The sequence below is a fragment of the Occallatibacter sp. genome (genome assembly GCF_036502485.1).
Lineage (GTDB): Bacteria > Acidobacteriota > Terriglobia > Terriglobales > Acidobacteriaceae > Telmatobacter.
Map to the genome: position 1 here is coordinate 1 of NZ_DASXYM010000138.1, position 24,669 is coordinate 24,669.

Annotated in this window: 22 protein-coding genes; 5 read left to right on the forward strand and 17 right to left on the reverse strand. The window is 61.5% G+C overall.

Annotation, left to right across the window (positions count from 1 at the left end):
- The 11 genes from VGL22_RS17740 to VGL22_RS17790 all read right to left on the reverse strand — a co-directional run.
- On the reverse strand, positions 1–642 hold a 642-nt coding region (locus VGL22_RS17740; RefSeq protein WP_465268283.1), incomplete at its 3' end, for a fimbrial assembly protein.
- Between the two features lie 4 nt (positions 643–646).
- Positions 647–1,546 carry a type IV pilus biogenesis protein PilM gene (gene pilM / locus VGL22_RS17745; protein WP_465268284.1) on the reverse strand — a complete coding sequence of 300 codons (900 nt, stop codon included), beginning with the start codon at positions 1,544–1,546 and terminating at the stop codon, positions 647–649.
- Between the two features lie 174 nt (positions 1,547–1,720).
- The gene (locus tag VGL22_RS17750) at positions 1,721–3,358 is read right to left on the reverse strand and encodes a GspE/PulE family protein (protein ID WP_465268285.1); all 1,638 of its coding nucleotides are present in this window, start codon (positions 3,356–3,358) and stop codon (positions 1,721–1,723) included.
- A 36-nt stretch (positions 3,359–3,394) separates the two neighbouring features.
- Positions 3,395–4,600 carry a type II secretion system F family protein gene (locus tag VGL22_RS17755; RefSeq protein WP_465268286.1) on the reverse strand — a complete coding sequence of 402 codons (1,206 nt, stop codon included), beginning with the start codon at positions 4,598–4,600 and terminating at the stop codon, positions 3,395–3,397.
- 125 nt (positions 4,601–4,725) lie between these two features.
- Positions 4,726–5,145: a type II toxin-antitoxin system VapC family toxin gene (locus tag VGL22_RS17760; protein WP_465268287.1), complete on the reverse strand. Its 420-nt coding sequence runs from the start codon at positions 5,143–5,145 to the stop codon at positions 4,726–4,728.
- Between the two features lie 4 nt (positions 5,146–5,149).
- The gene (locus tag VGL22_RS17765; RefSeq protein ID WP_465268288.1) at positions 5,150–5,419 is read right to left on the reverse strand and encodes a type II toxin-antitoxin system Phd/YefM family antitoxin; all 270 of its coding nucleotides are present in this window, start codon (positions 5,417–5,419) and stop codon (positions 5,150–5,152) included.
- A 49-nt stretch (positions 5,420–5,468) separates the two neighbouring features.
- A complete protein-coding gene (locus VGL22_RS17770; RefSeq protein ID WP_465268289.1) occupies positions 5,469–6,149 on the reverse strand; it encodes a riboflavin synthase in 681 nt (226 codons plus the stop codon).
- 99 nt (positions 6,150–6,248) lie between these two features.
- Positions 6,249–6,599, reverse strand: coding sequence for an STAS domain-containing protein (locus VGL22_RS17775; protein ID WP_465268290.1), 351 nt, complete (start codon positions 6,597–6,599; stop codon positions 6,249–6,251).
- 94 nt (positions 6,600–6,693) lie between these two features.
- Positions 6,694–7,872 carry a hypothetical protein gene (locus tag VGL22_RS17780; RefSeq protein ID WP_465268291.1) on the reverse strand — a complete coding sequence of 393 codons (1,179 nt, stop codon included), beginning with the start codon at positions 7,870–7,872 and terminating at the stop codon, positions 6,694–6,696.
- Between the two features lie 124 nt (positions 7,873–7,996).
- Complete coding sequence (locus tag VGL22_RS17785; RefSeq protein ID WP_465268292.1) at positions 7,997–9,013, reverse strand: site-2 protease family protein; 1,017 nt, start codon at positions 9,011–9,013, stop codon at positions 7,997–7,999.
- Positions 9,014–9,093: 80 nt separating this feature from the next.
- Positions 9,094–9,399, reverse strand: a complete 306-nt coding sequence (locus VGL22_RS17790; RefSeq protein ID WP_465268293.1) for an HU family DNA-binding protein — start codon at positions 9,397–9,399, stop codon at positions 9,094–9,096.
- 459 nt (positions 9,400–9,858) lie between these two features.
- Between VGL22_RS17790 and VGL22_RS17795 the strand changes: the two genes are divergently transcribed.
- The 4 genes from VGL22_RS17795 (at position 9,859) to VGL22_RS17810 (ending at position 12,627) form a co-directional block, all read left to right on the forward strand.
- A complete protein-coding gene (locus VGL22_RS17795) occupies positions 9,859–10,548 on the forward strand; it encodes a response regulator transcription factor (RefSeq protein ID WP_465268294.1) in 690 nt (229 codons plus the stop codon).
- Positions 10,549–10,985: 437 nt separating this feature from the next.
- Positions 10,986–11,678, forward strand: coding sequence for a lipid-binding SYLF domain-containing protein (locus VGL22_RS17800; RefSeq protein ID WP_465268295.1), 693 nt, complete (start codon positions 10,986–10,988; stop codon positions 11,676–11,678).
- Positions 11,679–11,755: 77 nt separating this feature from the next.
- Entirely contained in the window at positions 11,756–11,905 is a 150-nt protein-coding gene (locus VGL22_RS17805; RefSeq protein WP_465268320.1) for a DUF2442 domain-containing protein, read from the forward strand.
- A complete protein-coding gene (locus VGL22_RS17810) occupies positions 11,869–12,627 on the forward strand; it encodes a response regulator (RefSeq protein ID WP_465268296.1) in 759 nt (252 codons plus the stop codon). The genes VGL22_RS17805 and VGL22_RS17810 overlap by 37 nt, the downstream gene beginning before the upstream one ends.
- A 164-nt stretch (positions 12,628–12,791) precedes the next feature.
- Here VGL22_RS17810 and uvrB read toward each other — a convergent pair whose 3' ends face one another.
- Entirely contained in the window at positions 12,792–14,783 is a 1,992-nt protein-coding gene (gene uvrB / locus VGL22_RS17815) for an excinuclease ABC subunit UvrB (protein WP_465268297.1), read from the reverse strand.
- 484 nt (positions 14,784–15,267) lie between these two features.
- On the opposite strand from uvrB, the gene VGL22_RS17820 reads away from it, so the two are divergent.
- A complete protein-coding gene (locus tag VGL22_RS17820; RefSeq protein ID WP_465268298.1) occupies positions 15,268–16,398 on the forward strand; it encodes a VWA domain-containing protein in 1,131 nt (376 codons plus the stop codon).
- Positions 16,399–16,850: 452 nt separating this feature from the next.
- Here VGL22_RS17820 and VGL22_RS17825 read toward each other — a convergent pair whose 3' ends face one another.
- From VGL22_RS17825 to VGL22_RS17845, 5 genes are all read right to left on the reverse strand, one after another.
- Positions 16,851–17,438: a hypothetical protein gene (locus VGL22_RS17825; protein WP_465268299.1), complete on the reverse strand. Its 588-nt coding sequence runs from the start codon at positions 17,436–17,438 to the stop codon at positions 16,851–16,853.
- A gap of 392 nt (positions 17,439–17,830) precedes the next feature.
- Positions 17,831–20,578, reverse strand: coding sequence for a pyruvate, phosphate dikinase (gene ppdK, locus VGL22_RS17830; protein ID WP_465268300.1), 2,748 nt, complete (start codon positions 20,576–20,578; stop codon positions 17,831–17,833).
- Positions 20,579–21,079: 501 nt separating this feature from the next.
- Positions 21,080–22,171, reverse strand: coding sequence for a hypothetical protein (locus VGL22_RS17835; RefSeq protein WP_465268301.1), 1,092 nt, complete (start codon positions 22,169–22,171; stop codon positions 21,080–21,082).
- 147 nt (positions 22,172–22,318) lie between these two features.
- A complete protein-coding gene (locus tag VGL22_RS17840; RefSeq protein ID WP_465268302.1) occupies positions 22,319–24,163 on the reverse strand; it encodes a TIGR03435 family protein in 1,845 nt (614 codons plus the stop codon).
- Positions 24,163–24,546 carry a BlaI/MecI/CopY family transcriptional regulator gene (locus VGL22_RS17845; RefSeq protein WP_465268303.1) on the reverse strand — a complete coding sequence of 128 codons (384 nt, stop codon included), beginning with the start codon at positions 24,544–24,546 and terminating at the stop codon, positions 24,163–24,165. The genes VGL22_RS17840 and VGL22_RS17845 overlap by 1 nt, the downstream gene beginning before the upstream one ends.
- Between the last annotated feature and the right edge of the window lie 123 nt (positions 24,547–24,669).

Genomic DNA, 24,669 nt, shown 5'->3' on the forward strand with positions numbered 1-24,669 from the left:
TTTCTTGGAATCTTCAGGCTTGGTGGTGGTGCGTTCCTCACCGAGGGTGGCGGGATTGTACTCGGCGGTCAGGTCGAAGTTGACCTTGTTGGAAGCGCTGACGGGCTCGAGGGGCTGGCCGGGGCCGCCGCTGTTTTCGGAGCTTTCGCCCACGATGGCGGGGCGGAGGAAGTGGCGCGAGTGCTCGAGGTTGCCGACCAGCAGGAGGTCCTTGTCATGGGGGCCGACGACGCGAAGCTTGAGGGTGATGCGACCGGTTTTTTCCTCGCGATTGGGCTCCAGGGCGGTGACCTGGACGCCCCCGGGGAGGACGGTCTCGAGGTCTTCCATGGCCAGGGTCCATGAGAATGTCTTCTGATCGAAGAGGGCGTTGAGGTTGTTGGCCTCGTCGAGGACCTGGGCGTTGTCGGGCTGGCGCATCATGGCGTGGTAGCCCTGGCGCTCCTGGTTAATGGTGGCGATCTGGCCGTCGAGGGTGCGTTCGCGGGCGCGGGCGAGTTCGGCTTTGGAGTGGAGCAGGTGAATGCCGACGCCGAGGCCGATGGAGACCACTGCAAACACGGCCATGGCGATCCGCAGGTGCTTGAGGGTGGGGCCGAGATCGGCGAAGGGGCGAGTGGCGAGATTGATTCTGACTTTCATGGTGTCACGCTCCCGCCAGGGCGCCGGTGATGCCGGCGGTGCTCAGGGGCCCGAGGGCGGTGGTGGCGCCCAGGCCCGAGGTTGGGACCATGTCGACAACGGCCAGATCGGGGTCGGCGACGAGGCGGGCGAAGTCGTCGGTTTTCTGAATGCCGGCATAGTGGAGCTGACGGGGCCGGGCCACGAGCTTGTCTTCGTAATAGGCGGCGGCGACGGCGATGCTGCGCTGGATTTCGGCGGTGCGGGCGTCCTGCTCCTGGGGCAAGTCGACGGTGCGGAACAGGTACAGGTCCTGTCCGCTGGTGATGGAGGTGGTGAGGGCCTGACTGCTGAGATTGGCGGCGAGGATGGGCTCGAGGGAATCGAGGGCGGCGAGCGAAGCCAGGCTGGAGGGCAGAACCACGCCGGGCTCGTAGCCGGCGGCGCGAACCGCGGATTCGTATTCAGCCAGGACCGGACCGGGCATGATGGTGGCGAGCACCTTGACGGTATCGTCGGTCTGCACCAGGATCTGGTAGCTGAGGGCGGCGTGTTCGACGTCGAAGGGAACCATTTTGCGGAGGCGGAAGCGGAGAACGGGAATGGCCTCGGCCGGCTTGGCGGGGAGCGTGTCGAAGTCGAGGACGAAGACGCGGACCGAGGTGTCGGGCAGGACAAGGGTGACGGCGCGGCTCTTGGGCGAGAGCTCGCCGAGCGCGGTGCGAATGGCGGCGACCACGGCGTCGTTATCGCGGAAGTTGGGCTCGGCGACACCGGGGACGAGGGCATCGGCGGCGAGAGGCGCGAAGGCGTAAGAGGGCGAGTCGGCTCCCTGAGGAATGGTCGCGGCCAATGCGCCTTCGGGGGCCAACTCGACCGCGGTGAGCGGACGGCCGGTGGTCGTTTTGGGTTTATCTTTGGCCACGTGGAAAACTCCGTTCAGAGGGTTGGTGGTTCAATGCATCCCTCAGGGGCTAAAGCCCTCAGCTTTTTTGGATCATTTGGCACGACTAAAGTCGTGCCCTTTCAAAACATCGCAATGAGCATTCGGCACGACTAAAGTCGTGCCCTTTCAAAACCTGCGTTTCCAGACAAAGGCCTATCGCGAGGCCTCGATGAAGGTGACCTTGTTGATTTCTTTCAAGGTTGTGAGGCCGCGGCGGACGCGGTCGATGGCGGATTCGCGGAGGAAGCTCATGCCTTCTTTCTGCGCCAGCTTGCGGATTTCCGAAGTGGGCTTCTTCTCGAGGATCAGTTCGCGAATGGGGTCGGTGAGGTCAAGCAACTCGTGAATGGCGGTACGGCCGCGAAAGCCGGTGCCGCCGCACTCGATGCAGCCGGCGCCTTCGCGGAAGCCGAAGGTGCGCCACTCCTCGGGATCGAGGCCCGCCTGATGAAGGGTCTCGTCGTCGTAGTTGACGGTGCGGATGCAGTACTCGCAGATGGTGCGGACCAGGCGCTGGGCGAGGATGCAGTTGAGCGCGGAGACGAAGTTGTAGGCTTCGACACCCATGTTGAGGAAGCGGCCCAGGACGTCGACCACGTTGTTGGCGTGGACGGTGGTGAAGACCAGGTGGCCGGTGAGCGCGGAGTTGATGGCGATCTGCGCGGTTTCCTGGTCGCGGATTTCGCCGACAAGAATCTTGTCGGGGTCGTGGCGCAGGATGGAACGCAGGCCGCGCGCGAAGGTGAGGCCTTTCTTCTCGTTCACCGGAATCTGCGTGATGCCGCGGATCTGGTATTCGACCGGGTCTTCAATGGTGATGATTTTGTCTTCGTCGCTCTTGATCTCGTTGAGTGCGGCATAGAGCGTGGTGGTTTTGCCGGAGCCGGTGGGGCCGGTAACCAGCACCATGCCGTAGGGCTCGCGGATGTAGCGGCGAAAGCGCTTCAGGTCGGATTCCGCAAAGCCGACGACCTCGAGTGTGAGGTTGCGGAATTTCTCACTCATCGACTCCTTATCGAGCACGCGGAGCACGGCGTTTTCGCCGTGCACGGTGGGCATGATGGAGACGCGGAAGTCAATGAGGCGGCCCTTGTAGCGTACGCGGAAACGGCCGTCCTGGGGCACGCGGCGCTCGGCGATGTCGAGCTCCGACATGATCTTGATGCGCGAAAGGATGGTGGTGTGGTGCTCGCGTGCAATCGGCGCCATGGCCATCTGCAGCACGCCGTCAATGCGGTACTTCACGATGACCGAATCATCGAGCGTCTCGATGTGAATGTCGGAGGCGCGCCGCTCCAGGGCCGTGAAGATGGTGGTGTCCACAAGCCGGATGATGGGGCTCATGTCTTCTTCGCGAGTGAGCTTCTCGATCGAGATGTTTTCGTCGGCGTTGTCATCGCCGGTGAGCACATCGAAAGTGAGGCCTTCGCTGGCTTCTTCAAGGACGCGCTGCGACTGCTCGGTTTTCTTCAGGACCTCGGTGATCTGCGAGAGCGTGGCGACCCGGGCGATGATGCGATGACCCAACAGGCCGGCAATCTCGTCGAGCACCATCAACTGCGACGGGTCAGAGACGGCGATCACGAGGACCTCGCCCTGCTGCTGCTCAATGGGCACGAAGTTGTAGCGGAACATCAGTTCCACCGGCACCGTGCGCAGCAGGTCGTGCTGGATTTTGAAGTTCTTAAGGTCGACGAACTCGGCACGATAGCGCTTGGCCAGTGCCTCGGCATGGGCGCGGTCGTCAAGGCCGGGGCTAAGAGGAACTGCCAGAACTGTGGAATCAGCCATATGGATTTACACCTGTTGCGTTAGAGCCTGATGCATTTACGCCCCGCCGCCCTGCGGAGCCTGTCCCATCGAGAAGATGGGTAGATAGAGCGAGATGAGAATGAAGACCACGATGATGCCCATGAGGATGAGGATGGCGGGCTCGATGAGCGCAAGAGCGGCAGTGAGCGCGGTGGCCACGTCCTCTTCAAAGAATTCGGCGACCGAGTTGAGCATCTGCGGAAGAGCGCCGGTCTGCTCGCCCACCTGAATCATTTCTGTAGCCAGGCCCGGGAAAACTGCGGTGCGTTGCAGCGACTCCGCCAATGACTTGCCTTCGCGCACCGTGGTGATGGAGTTCATCACCGCCTTCGAGACGCGGCGCGAGGAGATGGACTTGGCGGCGGTTTCAAGCGACGGCACCAGCGGCAGGCCGCCGGTGAGCAGTGTCGACAGCGTGCGGGCGAAGAGCGCCACCTGGTACTTGAGCCAGATCTTGCCCAGGACAGGGGTCTTGATGCGTATCACGTCTACAACATCGTGGCCGCGCTCCGTAAGCGCAAACCGCCAGGCGCCGATGGCCAGGGCGATCACGACCACAATGATGTAAACAATGCTGTGCTGCATCCACTTGCCGAAGGCCAGCAGGTCCGTGGTGATGGCCGGCAGCTTGCTCCCCATCTGGTCATACAAGGTGGCGAACTGCGGAATCACGACCGTGAACATGAAGGTCATCAGTCCGGTCACCAGCGTGAGCAGCACCACCGGATAAATGAGGGACGAAATGAGCTTCTTGCGGAACGTAAGGGTGACGCGTTGGAAGTTGACGTAGCGGTCAAGCACCTCCTGCAGGTTGCCGGAACGCTCGCCGGCCAGCAGGGTGGTGGTGTACATGACGGGGAAGCCACTCTGGGCCTCAAAGGCGCCAGAGAGAGATTCGCCCGTCTTGACCCGTTGGGAGACATCTTCCAACTGACCGGAGAAGTGGGCATTCTTCTGGATCTTGCCCAGCATCTGCAGCGATCCGAGGATGGGCAGGCCGGCGCGGATAAGAGTGAGGAACTGCTGATTGAAGATGAGGAAGGGCTCGAGCTTGACCTTGCGGCGCGACAGGAGCCCGCGGCCGCCCCGCGATTTGACCGAAAAGACGTGGTAGCCGGCATGGGAAAAGCGCTGGCGCAGTTCCTCCGCCGACGCAGCGGTCTGCACCTGTTCCGAGACTCGGCCGCGCTCATCGGCCAGCTTGATGACGAACTCTGCCATGCGGGTCCTGGGGGCCGGAAGCGGATGAAACCGCCCGGGCCCAATCTTTCTACAACTTCCTCAGTTTCAAGGGTAGCAGTGCTCTCAGACCTATAGACGTGTTTAGAGCAAAGAGCGTTCGGGGCTCAACTTCGGAGTCGGGGATCATCGAGAAGGAGAACGCCGAGCGATGCAGCAGCCTGCTGCAGACGCTTGTCAAGGGTAGCCAGTGGAGCATGTTCCCGCATGGCAAGTTCCAGATAAGAGCAGTCATACACCGTCAGGCCTGTCGAGCGCGCCAAAGTCAGAACGTGCGTGCTGTCGGGCTGATTGTCTCCGTCGATCTGAAAATCATGCAGGCGTTCCAAAAAGCGAGCCGAGTCGGCAATCGAGATCCGCTGCCGCCGCTCGTTCACGACCAATATGTTCCGAACCTCGTACCACCAGATGCCTGGAACAAGCGCGCTGCCCTCATCCAATTCGCTCCACGCCAGGTCCGCGACAGGATGGGATACGTGCTGCATCGCCCAGGTGATCGTGATGGAAGCATCCAGAACATAGCGCATGGGCTTAGCGGCGACCCTCGTCGCGAGCGGCGAGAATCTCTTCCACCGAGGCCGGCTTCGTCCGCTTGCGGATTTCGAGTATGGCTTCCTTTGCGTTTTGGATCCTGGCGCGCCTGTCCCGATCGGGCTCGGCCACGGGGACGATTTGCGCCACCGTTTTCCCATGGCGGGTGACCAGCACGCTCTCGCCCCGCTCTACATCGTCGAGGAGGCGAAGGAAGTGCGTCTTGGCTTCAGAGGCTTGCAGGGTGCGGATTGGCGCGGATTTTGCCATTGACTAGTCGGATTGACCAGTCATAGAGTAGCGCGTCCGGATGTTGGATTCAATACCCGTTAGCGACCAGCCACGATTCGGTCAGGTCGAATGAGGGTTTCTGCTGCTCCTGCGACTGCTGCCAAGCTAACTTGACCAGAACGTCGGCCTCAACGTTGGCCGGGGCGCCAATCGGAAGGCTGTGCAGATTGGTGCGCGAGTACGTGAGTGGCAGGATGGCGATGGAGATTTCGGCGCCGTCGTCGTCGACCTCGGCAATGGTAAGGCTGATGCCTTCAATCGCAACTGATCCTTTTGGAATCATCCATTTACGAGCAATTTCTGGAACTGAAACTTTAAGTGTCCAGTCGGTCGTTCGCTCGTCGAAGGCAGGATCGTCGCGCGCAATCACGGGATCAAGAGCGGAGATAGTGCCAGCGCCGTCCACGTGCCCCTGCACTACATGGCCGCCCAACGGGCTGCCGGCCGCAGTCGGCAGTTCCAGGTTTACCTTGGAGCCAGGCGCGAGCGCGCCGAGGGAGGTTTTGGCGAGGGTCTCGTGGGCCAGGTCGGCGTGGAAGTAGACAGGATCGACGTCCAACGCCGTCAGGCAGACGCCCGACACGGCCAGCGAGTCGCCTTCGCGCATGCGGTTGGCGATGCCGGGAGCTTCCACGGTGATGCGGCGGACGCCGCCGCGCGTCTCAAGGCTGACCAGTGTGCCTGTCTGCTCCACAATGCCGGTGAACATGGATTGATTCTAAGGGAACAGGCAACAGGGAACAGGGAACCGAAGCACAGGGACCAGAGAGTGAGACTTTGAACCCTGAAATCCCCCCCGAAATCCGTTTCAGAAGTGCGTGAAGCCCTTCTCGCCCATCTCGGCGAAGACGCCGAGGAGGTTGGTGAGCCCGAGCAGTTCCTTGACCCTGGGGCCAAGGTTTACAAGCTGCAGTTTCACGCCCGCCGATTTGCAGCCGACGTAGAGGCGAACCAGCGTGCCCAGGCCCATGCTGTCCACACACTCCACGTGTGTGAGGTCCAGCACGATGAGTTTGGTGTCGGGAATCAGGGCGTGGATCTTGTTGTAGAGGAAGCTGCAGACGCCGGAAACCACACGGCCGCGCAGGTGGACGAGTATGCAGTCGGGCTTACGTTCAATCTCGACCGTGAGCGAGATGGGAGGCGCTTGCGTGGCCATAATTTCCTCGATGGGGAATCCCAGATGCGGGGGTGGGTTCATTGTGCCGGAAATACCGGGACGAGGAAAGAGAAATTCGGGGCGCGAGGGTATGCTACTGTGCGGGCGCCGGGGTCACCGGTTCGGGCACGATCCTCAACTCTCCCCGGAAGACCTGGTAATGCTCGAACCGCATGTCGTTCACCGCCGTGACCGGGTACTTGTCGATCTGCTTGAGGACCTCATAGTCAGCCTGAACCCAGTTCGCCACATGGGTTGCGGTGCCCACGGTGGTGGAGATCGCCTTCAAGGGAAGAAAATAGCTCTTGCCGCCGATCAACGCCGGGCCGTATTCCACCACGATGCCGGCCCGCGTGAGGGGCGCGTCTTTATCGAGTTCGGCCATCACGCTGAGGCGCACAACCTTGCCCGACTCGGCCTCAATCGCGATCTCCCCGTAGTACGGGGGGACCGATTCGAACTCGCTCATGCCGCCGCCGGGCCGCTGGAAGCAGCACCACTTCACGTAGTAGGTGGAGTCGTTCTCGTCGATGGAGAAGCGCAGCACCGCGAGTTTGCCCGCCGCGCCTAGTTCCCAGCGGCTCCAGCCCACTTTCGATTCGACGATATCGTGCATCACGGCAAGGAGAAGAGGGCCGAAGATGCCACGCGTAGTCAGGCCCATGCGCGACGGCCTGAATGTTGCTTCGGATTCCGGATCTTCCGTCACCCAGTGCGGAGGACCGTGCGATCCTCCCCAGCGCTGTTCCTCCTCGGCCTCCACCCAGCCGATGTAGCGCACCTGCGCGGCGTTGCGGTCGAGGAAGTGGAAGACTCCTGGCGTGAAGTACTGAGGAATGTTCGCGTAGGGAACGTTCTTGGTGTCCTGGAAGCGAGTGGTCCTGCGGCTAGCGAGGAAGTTCGGCAGTCTCTCAGTCTCTTCGCCCACAAACTGGACAGCGCGCGTGAGGATCTCGCCTTGTATTTTGGGCTCGGGGGGCGGATCGGAGGCAATGTCTGCGGCGGGCGGTGCAAGGAAGGCGGATGCGTCGGCGATGGCCAGCAACGCCATGCGCGACTTGTCGCCGGGTAGGGTAGCGCTTATGCGGTCCAGGCTGGGGGTGCTCAGGCGCTCTGTAAGCGCAACGTCGGAAAGGAGAGCTGCGATTTGCTTATCGGAGCGCTTGTGTGCCGAGTCCAGGCGCGCCTGCAACTGCTGGAGGGTGACCTTCTCCAAAGCGATGGCGGGATAGGCCATCAGCAGAACGCCCAGCAGCACCAGAGCCCTTCGCACCGCCCACCTCCCCGCGAAACATCGTAATGCGCGCATGATAAACCGGACTGTCTGCATGGATTGTGACCAAGGATACACAACGGCATCGGAATGTGCTCCCAGTGCTTTCACGGAGCCCACCGGCTTAATCGGTCACGCGGAAGGGATCGAAGTGGAGCAAGTGCATGAGCGAGGCATCGTAAAAGGGCACGGGCGTAAATGTCAGCAGCAGGATTACCAGCCCTACCAGACCCAGCAGCATCCGCCCTCCGCTCAGCGGTTCGTCCATTGGAACTTTAGGGTGGCGCATGGCGGGCAGCATCATAAAGAAACCCCACAGCAGCCATCCTACCCAGAACAGCGTGCCCGCCAGGAAGAGCGCGAAGGGCAGCAGGCTGGTAGCCCAGCGGTTCAGGCGCGGAGAAATCGCGTAGAGGATATGCCCGCCGTCCAACTGGCCGCCGGGGATCAGGTTCAGCGATGTGATGAAGAGGCCGATCCACCCCGCCACCAGCACGGGATGGGGAGCAATGTTGTCAAAGGACGGGATGTTGGGGTCCCACTGCACCAGCACATCGTGCAGAATCCGGATTGCGAGCGGCTCGCCGCCGAAGCGGATCAACGCGTGCGTGGCGTTGCTGGGTGTGCTGTAACTCAACACAAAGCCCACCGCCACCGCCAATGCAGATGCTATGAACCCGGCCAAAGGGCCGTAGATGCCGACGTCCATCACCGCATTCCGCGAAGGCATGCGCGAGAAGATCCGAATCACCGCGCCCATGGTTCCGCTCAGCGTGGGAGCGGGCAGAACCCAGGGCAGGGAAGCACGAATTTTGTGCGCCTTGCAGGCGAAGTAGTGGCCGAATTCATGAATGAGCAGGATGCCCAGCAGGGCGCCGGAGAAGGCAAACCCGGCAGCAAAGCGGGCAGGATTCTCGATGAGCCACGGCCAGGGCCAGAGGTCGCCTTCCCTGACAACGGGCGGCATCCCTTCGAGGAAATTCTCCATGAACCGCGCGCCGTTAGCGGTGGTGGTGATGACGCTAACCACCAGCAGAAGCAGCGGGAGGCCATAACGGCGGAACCCCCTGCGCCACCCGGGCGGGGAAGCCTTCCGCTCCGGCGCAGCCTGCGACTGTACCGATTGCCTTGAAGCAGTCACTCGCGGTTCCAGCAATCCAGTCCCTCGCGCGTCCCGTCCTGCGGGGAGCGCCTCGGGAGCCGGCTGCAACCGCGCCTGGCTCACTCGCTGGTTGCTCCTTTCTCCGCTGCGCCGTTGTCCTCCAGCGCATGGAGTTCCTTTCCGGGCTTGAAGCGGACTGCCTTGCCCGGCGTAATGCTCACTTCAGTGCCCGTGCGCGGATTGCGCCCGATGCCCGTTTTACGCGCGCGCACGCTGAACACGCCGAATCCTCGCAACTCGATTCGCTCGCCCGCCGCCAGCGCCTGTTTCAGGCCCTCGAACACCGTATCCACGGCCGCCTCCGCCTTGGTCCGCGGCAGGCCAGTACGCTCAATCACGTGATGAACAATGTCCTGCTTAATCAAAGGGGAACCTCGCTAGTGCCGATTTGTACCGCAGACTCCAGCTGTCGCCTCGGGTGCTTCCGGCTTCCTTGCCAGGCACCGTCGATGCACAAATCCCGCCTGCCCGTTTCCGGCACAGGAAACCGGCTGTGCAACCGCTCAAGCCACCTACGCTAGTGATGCTACAGGTTTTGCGCGATTTGGGAAACTGGCGAATTGGCTCCAACCCGCTTTTATGCCGGTTTTGGGAAACCGCTTCAGGCGGTAAACAGGCGCGTTGTGTTTGGCAGTCGAGTTTCGTACCATGAAGCATCGGCGCTTCAAAAAAACTCCAGGAAGTCAGTGCCGGTTTGCGGGGTTCGTGAAAACAGGCGATCGACTTCTGGGCACCCGTGTGCAAGTGCGTGTTCTTGTTTCTCAGTTCCGGATAAGCCAGCCACAGCGGGCAGCGTTCAAGTCTGCCTCACATTGGAGTTGTGCGTGACCCTGAAGCGGAGTCCCGAGCCAATTCGTATCGGCGTGTTGGCCGGTGAACCCATTCGGCTGGAAGGCCTGAACATGATTTTCGAGCAGGCTCCTCCTTTGGATCAGCCGCAGCTCATCCCGGTGTTCGGCACGCTGGAGCAACTGCTCTCGGATCCCGCCGTCGAGTATCTTGTGGTGGATCTGAACAGCTCCTCCGGCGGACTGCAGACTTTGGACGTGGTTCGGCGCTCGCGTCCCGGCATGCGGCAGATCGTCATCGGTCCTGAGCATGACGACGATAAAGTGCTCGAGGCGATCGTTGCCGGCGCTCGCGCTTATCTTGATTCGTCGGCGTCGCCGGAGACGGTTCGCATGGCCCTGGATGTCGTCTTGAATGGTTCCATCTGGGCACCCCGGCGGCTTCTTTCCAAGCTGATTGACCGGCTTCTCGGCGTGCCCGACAGCCATGCGGCCGCTCCCAGCCTGCAACTCACGGCGCGTGAGCGCCAGGTGCTTGATTTGATTCTCCTGGCCCGCTCCAATCGTGAGATCGCCAATCAGCTGGGAATCGAAGAGCGCACCGTCAAGGCGCACGTGGGGCGCCTTATGCGCAAGACCGGGGCGGATAACCGCATTGAGCTCTCCATGCGTGCCTTGAACCATTCGATGCTACCCAACCCGGCAGCTCCATCCGGCGGCAAGTAACACCGGAAGCCGAGCCTGTTACCTTCGATACATAGGCGTAGTTACTAAAATCCAGTGTCCTTCCGTACTCTTGTACCAAATCGACCCAACCGCCAGACTAGCTCCAGAAACAACGCAGATCTGGGGAAGGAGTTCACCGGTTCGCCGGCGAACTCCTCTTTTTTTGCGGCCGATCCGTCTCCGTCACATCCCGCCCACCTCCACTCTGTTCCCGTCTGCTCTGCCTCTCTCCTGCCTAACCCGTACAACCTGCCTCTTCTTCTATCTGTTTAGTCCCTAGATACCACCCCCCGTCCCCCAGCCTGGATTGGGGTAGCCTGAATCAGAATGGGCCCACGGTACCGGAACCGGCTCTTCCAGCCGCCTGCGCAACTTCGCCCGGCCGGATGCGTCAGAAGCAACAACCGCCTCCCTGCGGATTGAAAGGATTTCCTGGAATGAAAAAACTGTTTGCTTCCGTCAGCCTTTGTCTGGCGATGTCATGCACCGCCTTTGCGGCTTCGTCCCGTGCAGACCTTCAAGGCCGGATCGACGAAGCAAAATCCGTCCTCGACGAGATCATGTCCGCCCAGGACAGCACCATTCCCTCGAACATCCTGCAGCATGCCACTTGCGTCGGCGTCGTTCCTGGTCTGAAAAAGGGGGCTTTTGTCTTTGGTGGGCAGTACGGCCAGGGGATCGTGACTTGCCGCACCGGCCATGGCTGGAGCGCTCCCGTGTTTATCCGCATGGCGGGCGGATCGTGGGGACTGCAGATCGGAGCCCAGTCCACTGACCTTATTTTGATCGCAGTCAACAAGCAGGGGTTCCAGGATCTGCTCAAGAGCAAGTTCAAGATCGGCGCCGATGCGGCGGCGGCCGCGGGGCCGGTGGGGCGCAACGGTCAGGCAGCTACGGATTGGAAGTTGAATGCCGAGCTGCTGACGTACTCGCGTAGCAAGGGCCTGTTTGCCGGCATCTCCCTTGACGGCACGGTGGTGAGCCAGAATACCGACGACACCCAGACCTACTACGGGCACGAGTACGACTTCAATCAGGTCCTGACGGGCACGGTGGACGTCCCGGTGGGCGCGGTGCCGTTCGTCAAGGACGTGGCGCACAATTTCGTGATGGCCAAGCGCGGCGAGTAAGCCAACCGGGTGCGTATCGAGAGTGCCCGGATGAGTTCTTCGGCTGTGCGACGACGGTGCGGTTCGACGCGGACTCGATGTGGGCCGATTTGAGCGACGGGCTAACGATAGGACTGCCGCTGGCTTGGTTTCCGCGCCTGCTGCGGGCCAGACCTGGGGAATGCGATCCGGTGCGGCTCAGGAGCAGGGGTTGCATTGGAATGCGCTCGACGAGGATGTGCCGGTAGGGGCGTTGCTGGTGGGTCTAGGCGATCTTCGGGCTGATTCGAGCTTACCCGGTGGCTACGAAGAAGCTCGGCGAACGGTGAGCGTGCTACCAGCCTGGCCGAGTTCACGCGAATGGTACCCTCAGGGTACATCCAGAAAGAAGCACTTGATGACGGGTACTCCGTTCAGCTACCGCATCCTTATCGTCGACGACGAACCCAATATGCTGAAAGTGGGCAAGATGCTTCTGGAGTCGGAAGGATACGAGGTCCATACCGGCGCTGATGGGTTTGAGGGATTAGCTGCCCTCAAGCAATCCATGCCCGACATCATCATCTCGGATCTGCGCATGCCGAACATGAGCGGCTTCGAGTTTCTGTCCGTTGTCCGGCGCCGGTTTCCTAACATCCCCGTCGTGGTCATCTCCGGCGAGTATTCCTCCGGCCCCGTGCCAGCGAACGTGCTAGCTGACGCGTTTTTCTCGAAAGGCGGGTATCGGGCGCAGGAACTCTTTCAGAAGATTCTGGACCTGATTCACGAATTGCCTATGCGTCCGCGCGAAGCCAACCCTCTACGCCCAGCGGTGTGGGTGCAGAAGGCCAAAGGCTCGGTGGTGGTGACCTGCACACAATGTCTGCGCACCTTCCCGGTTGGTCACGTCGCCGCCGGGCCGAATGAGGCTGAATGTGATTTCTGCGGCTGCAAAGTTCGCTTCGAACTGATCGATGCTAACATTGCCTGACTCGCACCAGGCCTCCGGAACCTGCGGTCCGTTCTTAGGGGCCTATTTCCCGTTCATCGCGGCTTTTGCGATGAGCGAGCGGTAGCAGAACCGCGCAGATTGCAGGGCCGCGTAATATTTCGCGGGGCGGAGATAAAGCCGCTTTAAATATTATTCGAGCACCGTTATCCAAACAGGAACTCCTTGTCGCGCAGTTCCTTGATCTGGTCCCGCAGCTTCGCAGCCTTCTCAAATTCAAATTTCTTAGCTGACTCGCGCATCTCGGTCTCCAGCCTGGCGATGAACTGATCCACATCCGCCTGCGAGGTGAACTCCGGCACGCCGGCGGCTTCTTCCACCGTGATGTCGCCATAGTCGGCCCTGAGGATCTGCGCGAGCCCCATCTCCATCGAGCTGATGATGGACTGTGGAATGATGCCGTTCTCCTCGTTATAGGCGCGCTGGACCTCGCGCCGGCGGTCGGTCTCGCCGATGGCCCGCTTCATTGAGTCGGTCATCTTGTCGGCGTAGAGGATGGCCCGGCCTTCCAGGTGACGGGCAGCGCGGCCCATTGTCTGGATCAGCGAACCGGACGAGCGCAGAAACCCTTCCTTGTCGGCATCGAGGATGGCGACCAGCGAGACCTCCGGCAGGTCCAGCCCTTCGCGCAGCAGGTTGATGCCGATCAGCACATCGAACTCGCCTTTGCGCAGCCCCTGCAGCAGCTTCACCCGCTCCAGGGTCTCAATCTCCGAATGCATGTAGCGGCAGCGCACACCAACTTCGGTGTAGTAGCCGGCCAGGTCCTCAGCCATGCGCTTGGTGAGGGTGGTGACGAGAACGCGCTCATTGCGTTTGGCGCGGTCGCGGATCTCGGCCAGCAGATCGTCGATCTGCCCTTTCACGGGGCGAATCTCGACCTCCGGATCGATGAGGCCGGTGGGCCGGATGACCTGTTCCACCACCACCCCGGCGGAGCGCGTCAGCTCATAGGGTCCCGGCGTGGCCGAGACATAAATGGTCTGGTGCACGCGGTTCTCGAACTCATCGAACTTGAGCGGCCGGTTGTCGGTGGCCGAAGGAAGCCGGAAGCCATAGTCGACCAGGTTCTGCTTGCGGCTGCGGTCGCCGTGCCACATGCCGTGCACCTGGGGAATGGTGGCGTGGCTCTCGTCCACGAACACCACGTAGTCGCGCGGAAAGTAGTCGAGCAACGTGGGCGGCGCCTCGCCGGGCAGGCGCCCGCTGAAGTGGCGCGAATAGTTCTCAATGCCGTGGCAAAAGCCCATGGATTTGATCATTTCGAGATCGAAGCGGGTGCGCTGGTTCACGCGCTGCGACTCGACCATGCGGCCCTGGGATTCGAGGACGGCAGTCCACTCGGTGAGCTCGTGGACGATGGATTCGATCGCGGCCGCCTTGCGTTCAGGCTGCACCACATAGTGGCTCTTGGGATAGATGGGCAGGCGCGAGTACTTCTGCTTTACGGTCCCGAAGAGCGGGTCAATCTGCGCCAGGGATTCGATCTCATCGCCGAACAGCTCGATGCGATAGGCGTTCTCATCGTAGGTGGGGAAGACCTCGATCACGTCGCCGCGCACCCGGAATGTCCCGCGGCGGAAGTCGGCGTCATTGCGCTCGTACAGGATCTCGACCAGGCGGCGCGTGATGTCCTTGCGGGCGATGCGCTGGCCCTTTTCGAGCAGCAGCAACATGCCGTAGTAGGCTTCCGGCGAACCCAGGCCGTAAATGCAGGAAACTGAGCTGATGATGATGGCGTCGCGGCGCTCGAAGAGGCTTCGCGTGGCGCTTAGGCGCAGCTTGTCGAGCTCTTCATTGATGGTGGCTTCCTTCTCGATGTAAAGGTCGCCGGCCGGTATGTAGGCTTCGGGCTGGTAGTAGTCGTAATAGCTGACGAAGTACTCGACGGCGTTGTTGGGGAAGAACTGTTTGAACTCGTGGTAGAGCTGGGCCGCCAGCGTCTTATTGTGGGCGAGGATCAGGGCCGGACGGTTGATCTGCTCAATCACCTTGGCCATGGTGAAGGTTTTGCCGGAGCCCGTAACTCCCAGCAAAACCTGGTGCTTTTCACCGGCGGCGAGGCCTGAGACAAGCTCTTCAATGGCGCGCGGCTGGTCGCCGCGGGGCTTGTACTGGGTGACGAGCTGAAAGTCCATTTTGGGATTATAGCTGCAGTGGGGGCGAAGATCTAGCGAAGCAGCTTCGGTGGGATCTAACTGCCTGCATCAAGCCTTGCCGCGCCTTGCCGATGAATCGTTGGTGCCAACAGAGACTCCCGTGCCGACGGAGGTCCATGGGCTGTTCATTGAAAGGCGCCTGCCTGTCATCCGGTGGCGGCAGCACTGCCTGTCCCACGCCCGGACTGGCTTCCGTGGACAATTTCCGGGACGTTGCCGTATCCGCACAATGCGACGGTGTACAGGACGCCGCAACCCAGGACAGCCTGCGCTCGATGCTGCTCTCGTAAGTTACCGACCGGCCCGCCGTCCACGGCTGAACGTGAAGGCGTAAATTGGACCACCTTGCGGGCAGCTGCGGAGGCGCGCGGAGTTTTGCTGGTGGCAATCTGGCGCGCAAGTACCCCTGACGCTTGCACTCTGCGTCTAAATTAACGAAGCTATGTCTTTACGGAAGAGTCGCGTGAGACCAACATACTTTTTGCTTGCCGCCGCTGCCCTCGTCTCCTCAGTTGTGTGTCCCGGAGCGCCTGCCCAGCAGACGTCCGATGCGCCCGTGAAGACCAAGAGCTCACAGGTTACGGTTCCGGTTGTGGTACGGGACAAGAAGGGGGCACTGGTTTCAAGCCTGCAGAAGGGCGATCTCTCGCTGACGCAGGATGGGCGAGCCCAGAACATCGACAGCCTCGCTGCGGCCCCTCAGCCGTTGCGGCTGGGGCTGCTGATCGATACGAGCCGGTCCATGAGCGGGGCGATGGAAGCGGAGCGCAAAGCCGCCACTGGCTTTGTGGACCAGGCCTTGCCCGCGGATGCGAACAGCCAGGACCAGATGTTCCTGATGCACTTCGACCGCGAGGTGGAACTGCTGGAGGACTTCACCGGTTCCCGCGACAAAATGCACCAGGACCTTGAAGATATGGGATCGACCTCGAAGCAGCACGACGATCGCGGCGGCCCGGAGACCACCGGGGATGACCGCACGCCCTCCTCGAACCGAAGGGCCACCGACCAACTCTACGACGCCATCTACCTGGCTGCCGACGAGCTGATGAAGGATAAAAACGGTCGCAAGGTACTGGTGATCTTCTCGACAGGGGCGGATCACGGCAGCAAGGAAACCTTGAACGACGCTGTGGATGCGGCGGATCGCGCCGGCCTTGTGGTTTACACAGTCTTCTTCAAGGGCGAGCAGGAGCGCTCTTCTTATACGGAGTCCCCGGGCAGCGGGCGTCGCGGCGGCGGGTATCCAGGGGGCGGCGGGGGCTATCCCGGCGGCGGAGGCGGTTACCCCGGTGGCGGCGGAGGCTATCCGGGTGGTGGCAGTGGCCGCCGTCAACCGGAACCCACCAGCGCCGCGGGCGTAGACGGGAAGAAAATCATGCAGCAGATCGCGACCCGGACGGGCGGTCATGCGTACGAGGCCAAACACACCGGGGACCTGGAGCCGATCTACAAGCTCATCAGCGACGAGCTTCACGCGCAGTATCTGCTGACCTACACGCCGGACAAGCCGGACACCGAGGGCGGGTTCCACAAAGTGGTGGTGACCGCGAACAACAAGGACTGGACGGTGTCGGCTCCGGAGGGGTATTAGGTGCCGGAGAAGTGAGAGAGGCAGCGACAGGCAGGGACAGAGGGAAAAAGGGAACAGGTTGGGACAGAGTTACAAAATTACGGAGTAGCAACGTGGTGGAGGGATAGAGTGGGGGGCGTTCCCGCCCAGGCAGAGCTTGGACGGGGCACCCCGCAGCCTGAGGTGAATCACGCGAAAGGCTGCACAGATTGAGGGATTGGTCTCAGACGGGTGAGACAGTTTTGGGGCGAGTGTCCACGCGAATGACAACTCAGGGGCAATGAACGGAATAGCAACGGCCGAACCTCTTCCGGCAGAAAAACGACAGCGCCGGATGACTCCAGCGCTGTCGTTTTCTTGTCGGACCAGGAACTTATGGCTTACTTGCAGCAGTCACTGTGTCCCTTTGTAACTGTGTCCCTTTGTAACTTTGTCTTTGTAACTAGGTCTCTCTGTCCCTCTTTTCCCTGCTCTTACGCTGCTTCGGCGCGGCGCATTTCGATAGTCTTGCTTTGGGCCAGTTCTTCAAAGAGAGCACGGAACAGGATCATGGCGGTGCGCAGTTCTTCCGTCGAGGCTTCATTCTTTCCGGCGCGGGCGACTACCGCGTTGGCGCGGCGATAGGGATCGATCATGCGCGGGTAGTGCACCGACATGTCGGACGAGCGCTGCTCGAAGGTTCCTCCGGGGTAACCGCGGGCGACGAGAATCGCGTTGATCAGCTCGTCTGCTTCGGTGACGGCTCCGCGGGGATGATCCACGAAGCGTGCCTGGACGGCGTCCCACTCGGATATGAAGCGGGCGCGCTCGGTGGCCGAGAGCTGCCGGATGTTGAAGTGCTCCGCGCGCTGCACGCGAGACTCGAGAGCAGCTTCCGCCCGGCTTCGCGATCCGTAACGGACCACCGCATCGTCATACTCGGGGCCGAAACGGCGGCGCAGATCTTCTGTTCGACGGCGGCTGCGCTGGCGATGAATGGCCCACGCGATCAAACACATAACGATGAGGACTATGACGCAGGCGCCGATGATGATTTGGGGGCTGTATGCATTTATGTTCATAAGCTATCTCCCTTTATAGTTCCGGTAGGTGTGGCTTAGGTTGCCCGTTTGGCCGGTCCGCGTGCCGCCCCCCGAAGCTACACACGATCCTTCCGTATATGGGATGGGATGTGAGGCTTGTCTGGGCTGTTGCTTGGCGATTGATTGCGGGGAGTTTGTAACCAGGCTGTAACGGTCACCAATGGAGCGGATTGGGGATTTGGGTAGCGCGAAAACGAATTGGATCCGGAAGGACAGCCGGGAGCGTTGGTGTTTGCGACATAGCTGAGAAACAGGTCCTTCGCTTCGCGCAGGACTACAAATTAAAAGAAAACGGGGAGCTGATCAGACAAAGCCAAAGAAAGGGAGGGCGCGGCCTGGCGACCGCGCCCCCGCTTTACTACCGGTTGTGATCAGCAGGTGCCGGAGTGCACGTCTGGCCCCGTTTGCTTCTCCTGGAGTGCCGCCTGCGCTGCGGCAAGCCTGGCGGTCAGCAACCGGAAGGGCGAGCAGGATACATAGTTAAGCCCGATCTTATGGCAGAACTTGACGGACTCAGGATCGCCGCCATGTTCGCCGCAGATGCCCACCTTGAGGGTGGGGCGCGTGTTGCGTCCCTTGGCTACGGCGGTCTTTACCAGCGATCCCACGCCAGCCTGGTCGAGGGTGGCGAAAGGATCCTGCTTGAAGATGCCGGCCTTGAGATACGCGGGCAGGAAGTGGTTGATGTCGTCGCGCGAGATACCGTAGGTGGTCTGCGTCAGGTCGTTGGTGCCGAAGGAGAAGAACTCAGCTTCTTCGGCGATCTGATCGGCGGTGAGGGCAGCGCGCGGCAACTCAATCATGGTGCCTACCATGTAGTCGACGGTGACGCCCTTCTCCTTAAAGACCTGCGCGGCAATGCGCTTGACGACGGTGGACTGGTTGCGCATCTCTTCGATGCCGCCGATGAGCGGAATCATGATTTCGAGGTGCGGATCGCCGCCGTGATTCTTCACGTTGACGGCGGCTTCAAGAATGGCGCGGGCCTGCATTTCAGTGATCTCAGGGAACGCGATGCCGAGGCGGCAGCCACGCAGTCCGAGCATGGGGTTGACTTCATGCAGCTCCTGCACGCGAGCCAGAAGGACGCGAAGCTCCTTCAGCTTGGGCGAGCGGGGCTTGGTGTCTTCAAGGTGCTGGATTTCGACCAGCAGCTCTTCGCGCTGGGGCAGGAACTCATGCAGCGGCGGGTCGAGCAGGCGGATGGTGACGGGCAGGGATTCCATGGCCTTGAAGAGGCCGATGAAGTCCTGGCGTTGCATGGGGAGGAGGTGCTTGAGGGCGGCGCGGCGCTCTTCCTCGGAATGGGCGAGGATCATGCCGCGCACGTGCTCAATGCGTCCTTCCGCGAAGAACATGTGCTCGGTGCGGCACAATCCGATACCTTCGGCGCCGAACAGGCGGGCCTGCTTGGCGTCCCTCGGCACGTCGGCGTTGGCGCGGATGCGCAGCCTGCGGACCGGGTCAACCCAGCTCATAAAGCGAACCAGGTCGGCATCGTCCGGGCGAGCCGGGATGGTTTTCAGCTTGCCTTCAAGGACGCGGCCCGTGGTGCCGTCAAGCGACAGCCAGTCGCCCTGGTGGAAGGTTTTGCCGTGGACGCGGAGTTCCTTGCGGTTCTCGTCGACCGTGCACTCGCCGGCGCCGGCCACGCAGCACTTGCCCATGCCGCGGGTAACGACGGCCGCGTGCGAGGTCATGCCGCCACGCGAGGTGAGAATGCCGGAGGCAACTTCCATGCCGCCGATGTCCTCGGGCGTGGTCTCGCCGCGGACCAGGATGATGGAGGTGTAGTCGCCCTTCTGATGATGCTTGACCGCATCCTCAGCGGTGAAGACGATCTGGCCCACGGCCGCGCCTGGCGATGCCGGAAGCCCGGTTGCGAGCAATTCGATATGCGCGCCCTTCTCATCCAGGCGGGGCACGAGGAAGTCATAGAGCTGGTTGGGCTCGACGCGGAAGATGGCCTCTTCCTGCGTGATGAGGCCTTCACGCACCATGTCAATGGCGACGCGGACAGCGGCGAGGCCGGTGCGCTTGCCATTGCGGGTCTGCAGCATATAGAGCTTGCCATCCTGGATGGTGAACTCAAAATCCTGCATGTCGCGATAGTGCTTTTCCATCTTCCAGGTGATGGTGCGGAGCTGGTCGTAGACCTTGGGCATGGCCTTCTCGAGCTCGCTGATGGGCATGGGCGTGCGTACGCCGCTGACGACGTCTTCGCCCTGAGCGTTCATCAGGTATTCGCCGAAGAAGATGCGCTCGCCGGTGGCGGGATTGCGGGTGAAGCCGACGCCAGTGCCGGAGTTCTCGCCCAGGTTGCCGAAGACCATGCACTGCACGTTGACCGCGGTGCCCAGCCAGTCATCGATGTGGTTGATGCGGCGGTAGGTCTTGGCACGCTCATTCTGCCAGCTGCGGAACACGGCGTCCCGCGCGGCGACGAGCTGATCGAGCGGATTCTGCGGAAACTCCTTGCCGGTCTCTTTCTTCACCAGCTTCTTGTACTCGATGATGATGTCTTTGAGAGCGGCGGGCTGCAGCTCGTAATCGAAGTGGGCCTTCTCGCGCTCCTTGATGGAGTCAAAGATGTGCTCGAACTTCTTTTTGGGGATGTCGAGGACGACGTCGCCGAACATCTGGATCAAGCGGCGATAGGAGTCATAAGCGAAGCGTGGATTGTTGCTGCGCTTGGCCAGCGCTTCGACAGCCTGATCATTGAGGCCGAGGTTGAGGATGGTGTCCATCATGCCGGGCATGGAGAACTTGGCGCCCGAGCGGACGGAGACGAGGAGCGGGTTCTCGCCCGCGCCGAGCTTCTGGCCCTGCATGCGCTCCAGGCGCTCCAGGGCAGCGTGCATCTCGGTGTCCATCTGCGGATTGAGCTGACCGCGCATGTATTCGCGGCAGGACTCGGTCTGAATGGTGAATCCGGGAGGAACGGGAAGGCCGGCGTTGGTCATCTCCGCGAGGCCGGCGCCTTTGCCGCCCAGCGTGTCTTTCATGCGGCCGTTGCCATCGGCCTGGCCGCCGCCGAAGAAGTAAACGTATTTGACTGTTGCTGAAGTGGACGACGTGTTCGCCGCGGCGAACTGCTGTTCCATCACGCCCTGCGTCATGGCTATGATGCCTCCGTGCTTGAGATGCCCGGACTCATGAACGATCGTTCGCGCCTGGATCCGGGTGCCGTGAAGCGTTGCGCATGAGGGATGAATGGACGTTGGCTCAGCCGGCAGCGGGGTGAACAGGTTTCCGGTTGAGGGCGTGCGACTCACCCGTCATTACGGGACACGCTTCGCGGGTACTGCGAATGCGCAAATACAAATAAGCTTTGGCACGAAGGCTTGAATGTGTTGAGCGTCACAGACGATCGAGTTGCAAAGGGAGTCTCGTGTGTAGCTTGGGTGGGAATATTTCGCATTTCAAGACGGAACCCACACTGTACTTCGAGATGTGGGATGAGTTGGGGTGTTTCGCGCAATGCGAGACAGAATACGCGGGCCGGATGATGAACTGCGCACCGCATTGTGACATCCTGCCGAAGGCAATTCACCCACACATGAAGAATCGTAAGCGCCGGTCCAGTTCGGAGGCGGGTGTGTCGCCGCGAGGCGAACCGCTCAGGGCTGTGTCTTTTTGGGGGCCAGGAGGCCGCCGGTTTTCTCCGCGCTTCTTCTGAGAGCTTTCCACACATTCGAAGAGGATTGATCGAGAGCCTTCGCGGCGTGTTGCTTGGCGCTGCCGAGCGCGCTGGAGGTGTCGGTCTGCGCGGTGGCGAGGGCGGTGTCGGCAGCCTCGGCTCCGGTGGCGGTGCCACCGAGGCCGGCGTTGACCCCCAGAATGGCTGCCTGCGCCGGCCGCTTGGATGGATTGGCCCAGACGATATCGGTTTTTGGCGAGCGGTCAGCGCGGGCGAGGCGGGGGTCCGTGAAGTCGGAACGCCGCAGTTTTTGCTGCAACGGCCATTCGGGGGAGAGCAGCCACGCGATGCCCTGCATGGGCGCAGCGGGCTCGCCTACATTCACGATCTCGCTGACGATGAGTGGCTGCATCTGCTGGCAGCGATCACCTCCGCAGCCGGTTGCGCACAGATCGCGGGAGAAGAACGAGCCGTGCTTCCCATTGGAGATCCAGACGGCAGGACCGCGGTCTTCCGCCGCCAGGGTTTCAGCTTGCGCCACCTGGCTGGCGTCGCAGATTGTGTCCTCGTGTGCCGCGGCGTACCAGTAGAGGGCTTTCGCTGCGTTTGCGTCGCCGTGCAACTGGATGAGGGCCGCGACATGCTCGGCATCGAGAGCGTGGCCAAGCTGGCCGCAGTCGCTGCGCCACAGGTGGTAGTAGTGCAGCTCAACCTGGTCGGGGTGGTCTTTACGGGGGAACGCCTGACCGTAGACGGTGCCGTCGTCGGCGCGCACGGTAGGCTTACTCATCTCCGCCACGAACTGCGCGGGCATGATGGAGCAATCCGTGCTGCTGATCATGAATGCAGGGGAGAAGCGGGCCAGGAGCGACGATTCGAGCGCGTCGGAAAGGCCGTCGTGGTCGCTGTCCTGCACGGACCGGGCCGGAGTTTTCTCGGTTGCAAGCAACGGACTGCCAGCGAAGATTGCAAGGATGCAGGTGGAAAGAGCGATCAGACGCAGAGCCGAGGGCGCGCCGAAGCGGGCACTCGACCGGCGTCCTTGTGTTGCTGCTGGAGTGTGGGCTTCCACCGCGCCATCCCTTCTGGTTCTTTGCCAGTGTCGCAGAAGTTGATGGATTGCGGCGAGGAGCGAGCCTGCTCAATCTGGGCATACAGGGAGAACAGCCCGGCTCCGTAATACGCGTGCTCGCGTTCAGAACCGGGCTGGACGGATGGATCAGTTGGTTTGCGGCAAATTTACGCTGTCGACCGCGTACACCCTGGTTGGCTGCTGGGTCGATTGCAGATCGAGGCCGAACTGATCGCGCAGAATCGTGGCGAGCTGGTCGGCATCGGCGTGCGCCGGGAATGCGAGTTCGAAGTCGTAGCGGCCGGTGAGGCCGGTTTTGTCGATGACCTGGTGGCCGAGTTGGTTAGTCAGGTTTTCACAGAGGATGTGGGGATCTCCGTTGGTGATGGAGTAGGACTGATTGCCATTGATGTTGCGGGCTTCCACGCGGGTCTTCATTCTGACGCCGGTCACGCCGGGCGATTCCTGCGGCTCGTGTGTGGGCGTCAGCTTTGAGCCTCCGTTGGCCACCACAAGCTCATAGACCGGCAGGACTGCGGAGTCGTCGCGGACCTTGAGTGCGACGTGCTCGACCAGGAAGTTGCGCAGCATGGCCTGTAATGCGCCCGAGGCCGGAATGTGCGGAAACTCCGGCACGTGGCCCGCTGCTCCGATGGCTGCGGTATCGACAGCGACTTGCGTTTCTGTGCGAGGCGCGTCGGGGACGGGGATCTTTGAGGTGGTCTCCGGAGTGGGCGTCCAACGCGCTTCAAATTTGAAGTGCTGGGTGTTGATCCAGTCGGGACCGCCAAGGATTCGATCCGGCTTCACGCCATAGGCCATCGCGATCAGTTCTTTCATCGTGATGTTGAGATCGGTGAATTGGCCGTCATGCTGGAGGATGAAGAAAGTCTGGTCGGCCGACTGGATCGGGGTGAGCGAGACCGAATCGAACCTGAGGTTTGCGAACTGCTGGGCTTCATCGGCTTGCACCACGGGCGGATGGAGCACACCCACAGCGATGGGGCCGGCGATAGCGGCCATGGCAACGGCGGCGAGGAGCAGTTTGCGGCTCCGGCTGAGGGGAACTGTAGCAGCGTTCATAATGCGCACCATCCTTTGTTTGAGATCGGATCCGGATACCCCCGAGATACAAGCCAGGGGCGACTCGACGCAGAAGCGGCAGGCCTTGAGAATCGCATCGGCATAACGCGCCGGCTCATTGCCCAGGCGGAGCACGGCTTCATCGCAGGCGCGTTCGCGCTCTTCCATCAGCCGCGCGCCCATCCACCAAACCAGGGGGTGGAACCAGAAGACGGCTTCAACGCACATATGCAGGAAGGCGAGCAGGTTGTCGCGGCGCAGTACGTGCCAGACTTCATGCGCAAAAATAGCGGCAAGCTGTTCGTCCTCGAGGTGCGCGGAGATGCCTGCGGGCCAAAGCAGCGCGGGGCGAATGATTCCGCACACGCCCGGCTCCATGCTGTCATGGGAGAGGAGCAACGGGATGGGCCGGCGGATGCTTGCCGCACGCTGCGCTGTACGCAGGGTTTCCGCCTCACGACCGCTGTGTTGCGGTACTCCGTTACGGACCACGGCGCGTACACGTCGCCAGCGGATCATCCAGACGATGAGCACGGTGAGGGCTCCGGCTGCCCAGAACAATGCCAGAAGAAGGATCCATGGAACGTGCGCCTGCGCAGCCTGGGCCTGGGCCGCGGGATGGGTGCCGTTGAGTTGCGCAAAGGGCTGCCCAATGGCAAGGACAGTGGCCAGCAGAGGTTCGGCTGCATCATGTGCAATGTGCGGCGTGGCCACCCGCCGGCCCAGTTCCACCAGCAGCGCAAACGGCACGAAAAACTTCAGCGAAGCTGCCATCCAGATTCCGTGGCGCAGACGTGCTTCACCTTTGCGCAGGAGCGCGGCAAGCGCGAGGGCAGCGCCGGCTGTCAAAGTGGATTGCCACAGATGATTGCCCGCAAAGCGGGCGGCTGTGTCCAGATTGGGGATCATCAGGGCTTCTCCCTTTTCTCCATTTCCTTGAGGGCGCGCTCGGCTTCGCGGACATCGTCGAGAGTGAGCTTGCCGGATTCAATAAGGTGCGCCATCACCGGCTGCGTACGGCCGCCGAACAGCGCCAGAAGATCGTCAATCACGCGGCGTTGCGCCGAGGCGCGGGACACGGTGGCGGCAAACATGTGGAAGTTGCCCACCTTGCGCATCCGCTTCACCACGTTCTTGGCTTCCATGCGGTACACGGTGGTCTGAACCGTGGTGTACGCGGGCTGCTTGCGGGAAGGGAAGGCCTCCTGAATATCGCGAATGGAGCACTCGCCGCGCTCCCAGAGAATATTCATGATGGTGAATTCAAGTTTGGAGAGTCGAGGCTCCGTCACGGTTCCTCCTACATGTGTATGCGAAAGTACTACACATGTAGTAGACGAGTCAACACGAAATTTGTGAGGGATTGTGAGGGGCAATGCATACAAAGAAAAAAAGCCCTGAGACGGGCCGCCCGA

What these genes read in the sequence shown, in the direction of transcription:
- VGL22_RS17805 (WP_465268320.1), top strand. Translation starts at nt 11,756, where the DNA reads ATGTGGGCCGATTTGAGCGACGGGCTAACGATAGGACTGCCGCTGGCT.
- VGL22_RS17755 (WP_465268286.1), bottom strand. Translation starts at nt 4,600, where the DNA reads ATGGCAGAGTTCGTCATCAAGCTGGCCGATGAGCGCGGCCGAGTCTCG.
- VGL22_RS17825 (WP_465268299.1), bottom strand. Translation starts at nt 17,438, where the DNA reads ATGAACATAAATGCATACAGCCCCCAAATCATCATCGGCGCCTGCGTC.
- VGL22_RS17760 (WP_465268287.1), bottom strand. Translation starts at nt 5,145, where the DNA reads ATGCGCTATGTTCTGGATGCTTCCATCACGATCACCTGGGCGATGCAG.
- VGL22_RS17770 (WP_465268289.1), bottom strand. Translation starts at nt 6,149, where the DNA reads ATGTTCACCGGCATTGTGGAGCAGACAGGCACACTGGTCAGCCTTGAG.
- VGL22_RS17775 (WP_465268290.1), bottom strand. Translation starts at nt 6,599, where the DNA reads ATGGCCACGCAAGCGCCTCCCATCTCGCTCACGGTCGAGATTGAACGT.
- VGL22_RS17840 (WP_465268302.1), bottom strand. Translation starts at nt 24,163, where the DNA reads ATGATCCCCAATCTGGACACAGCCGCCCGCTTTGCGGGCAATCATCTG.
- VGL22_RS17800 (WP_465268295.1), top strand. Translation starts at nt 10,986, where the DNA reads ATGAAAAAACTGTTTGCTTCCGTCAGCCTTTGTCTGGCGATGTCATGC.
- VGL22_RS17765 (WP_465268288.1), bottom strand. Translation starts at nt 5,419, where the DNA reads ATGGCAAAATCCGCGCCAATCCGCACCCTGCAAGCCTCTGAAGCCAAG.
- ppdK (WP_465268300.1), bottom strand. Translation starts at nt 20,578, where the DNA reads ATGACGCAGGGCGTGATGGAACAGCAGTTCGCCGCGGCGAACACGTCG.
- VGL22_RS17750 (WP_465268285.1), bottom strand. Translation starts at nt 3,358, where the DNA reads ATGGCTGATTCCACAGTTCTGGCAGTTCCTCTTAGCCCCGGCCTTGAC.
- uvrB (WP_465268297.1), bottom strand. Translation starts at nt 14,783, where the DNA reads ATGGACTTTCAGCTCGTCACCCAGTACAAGCCCCGCGGCGACCAGCCG.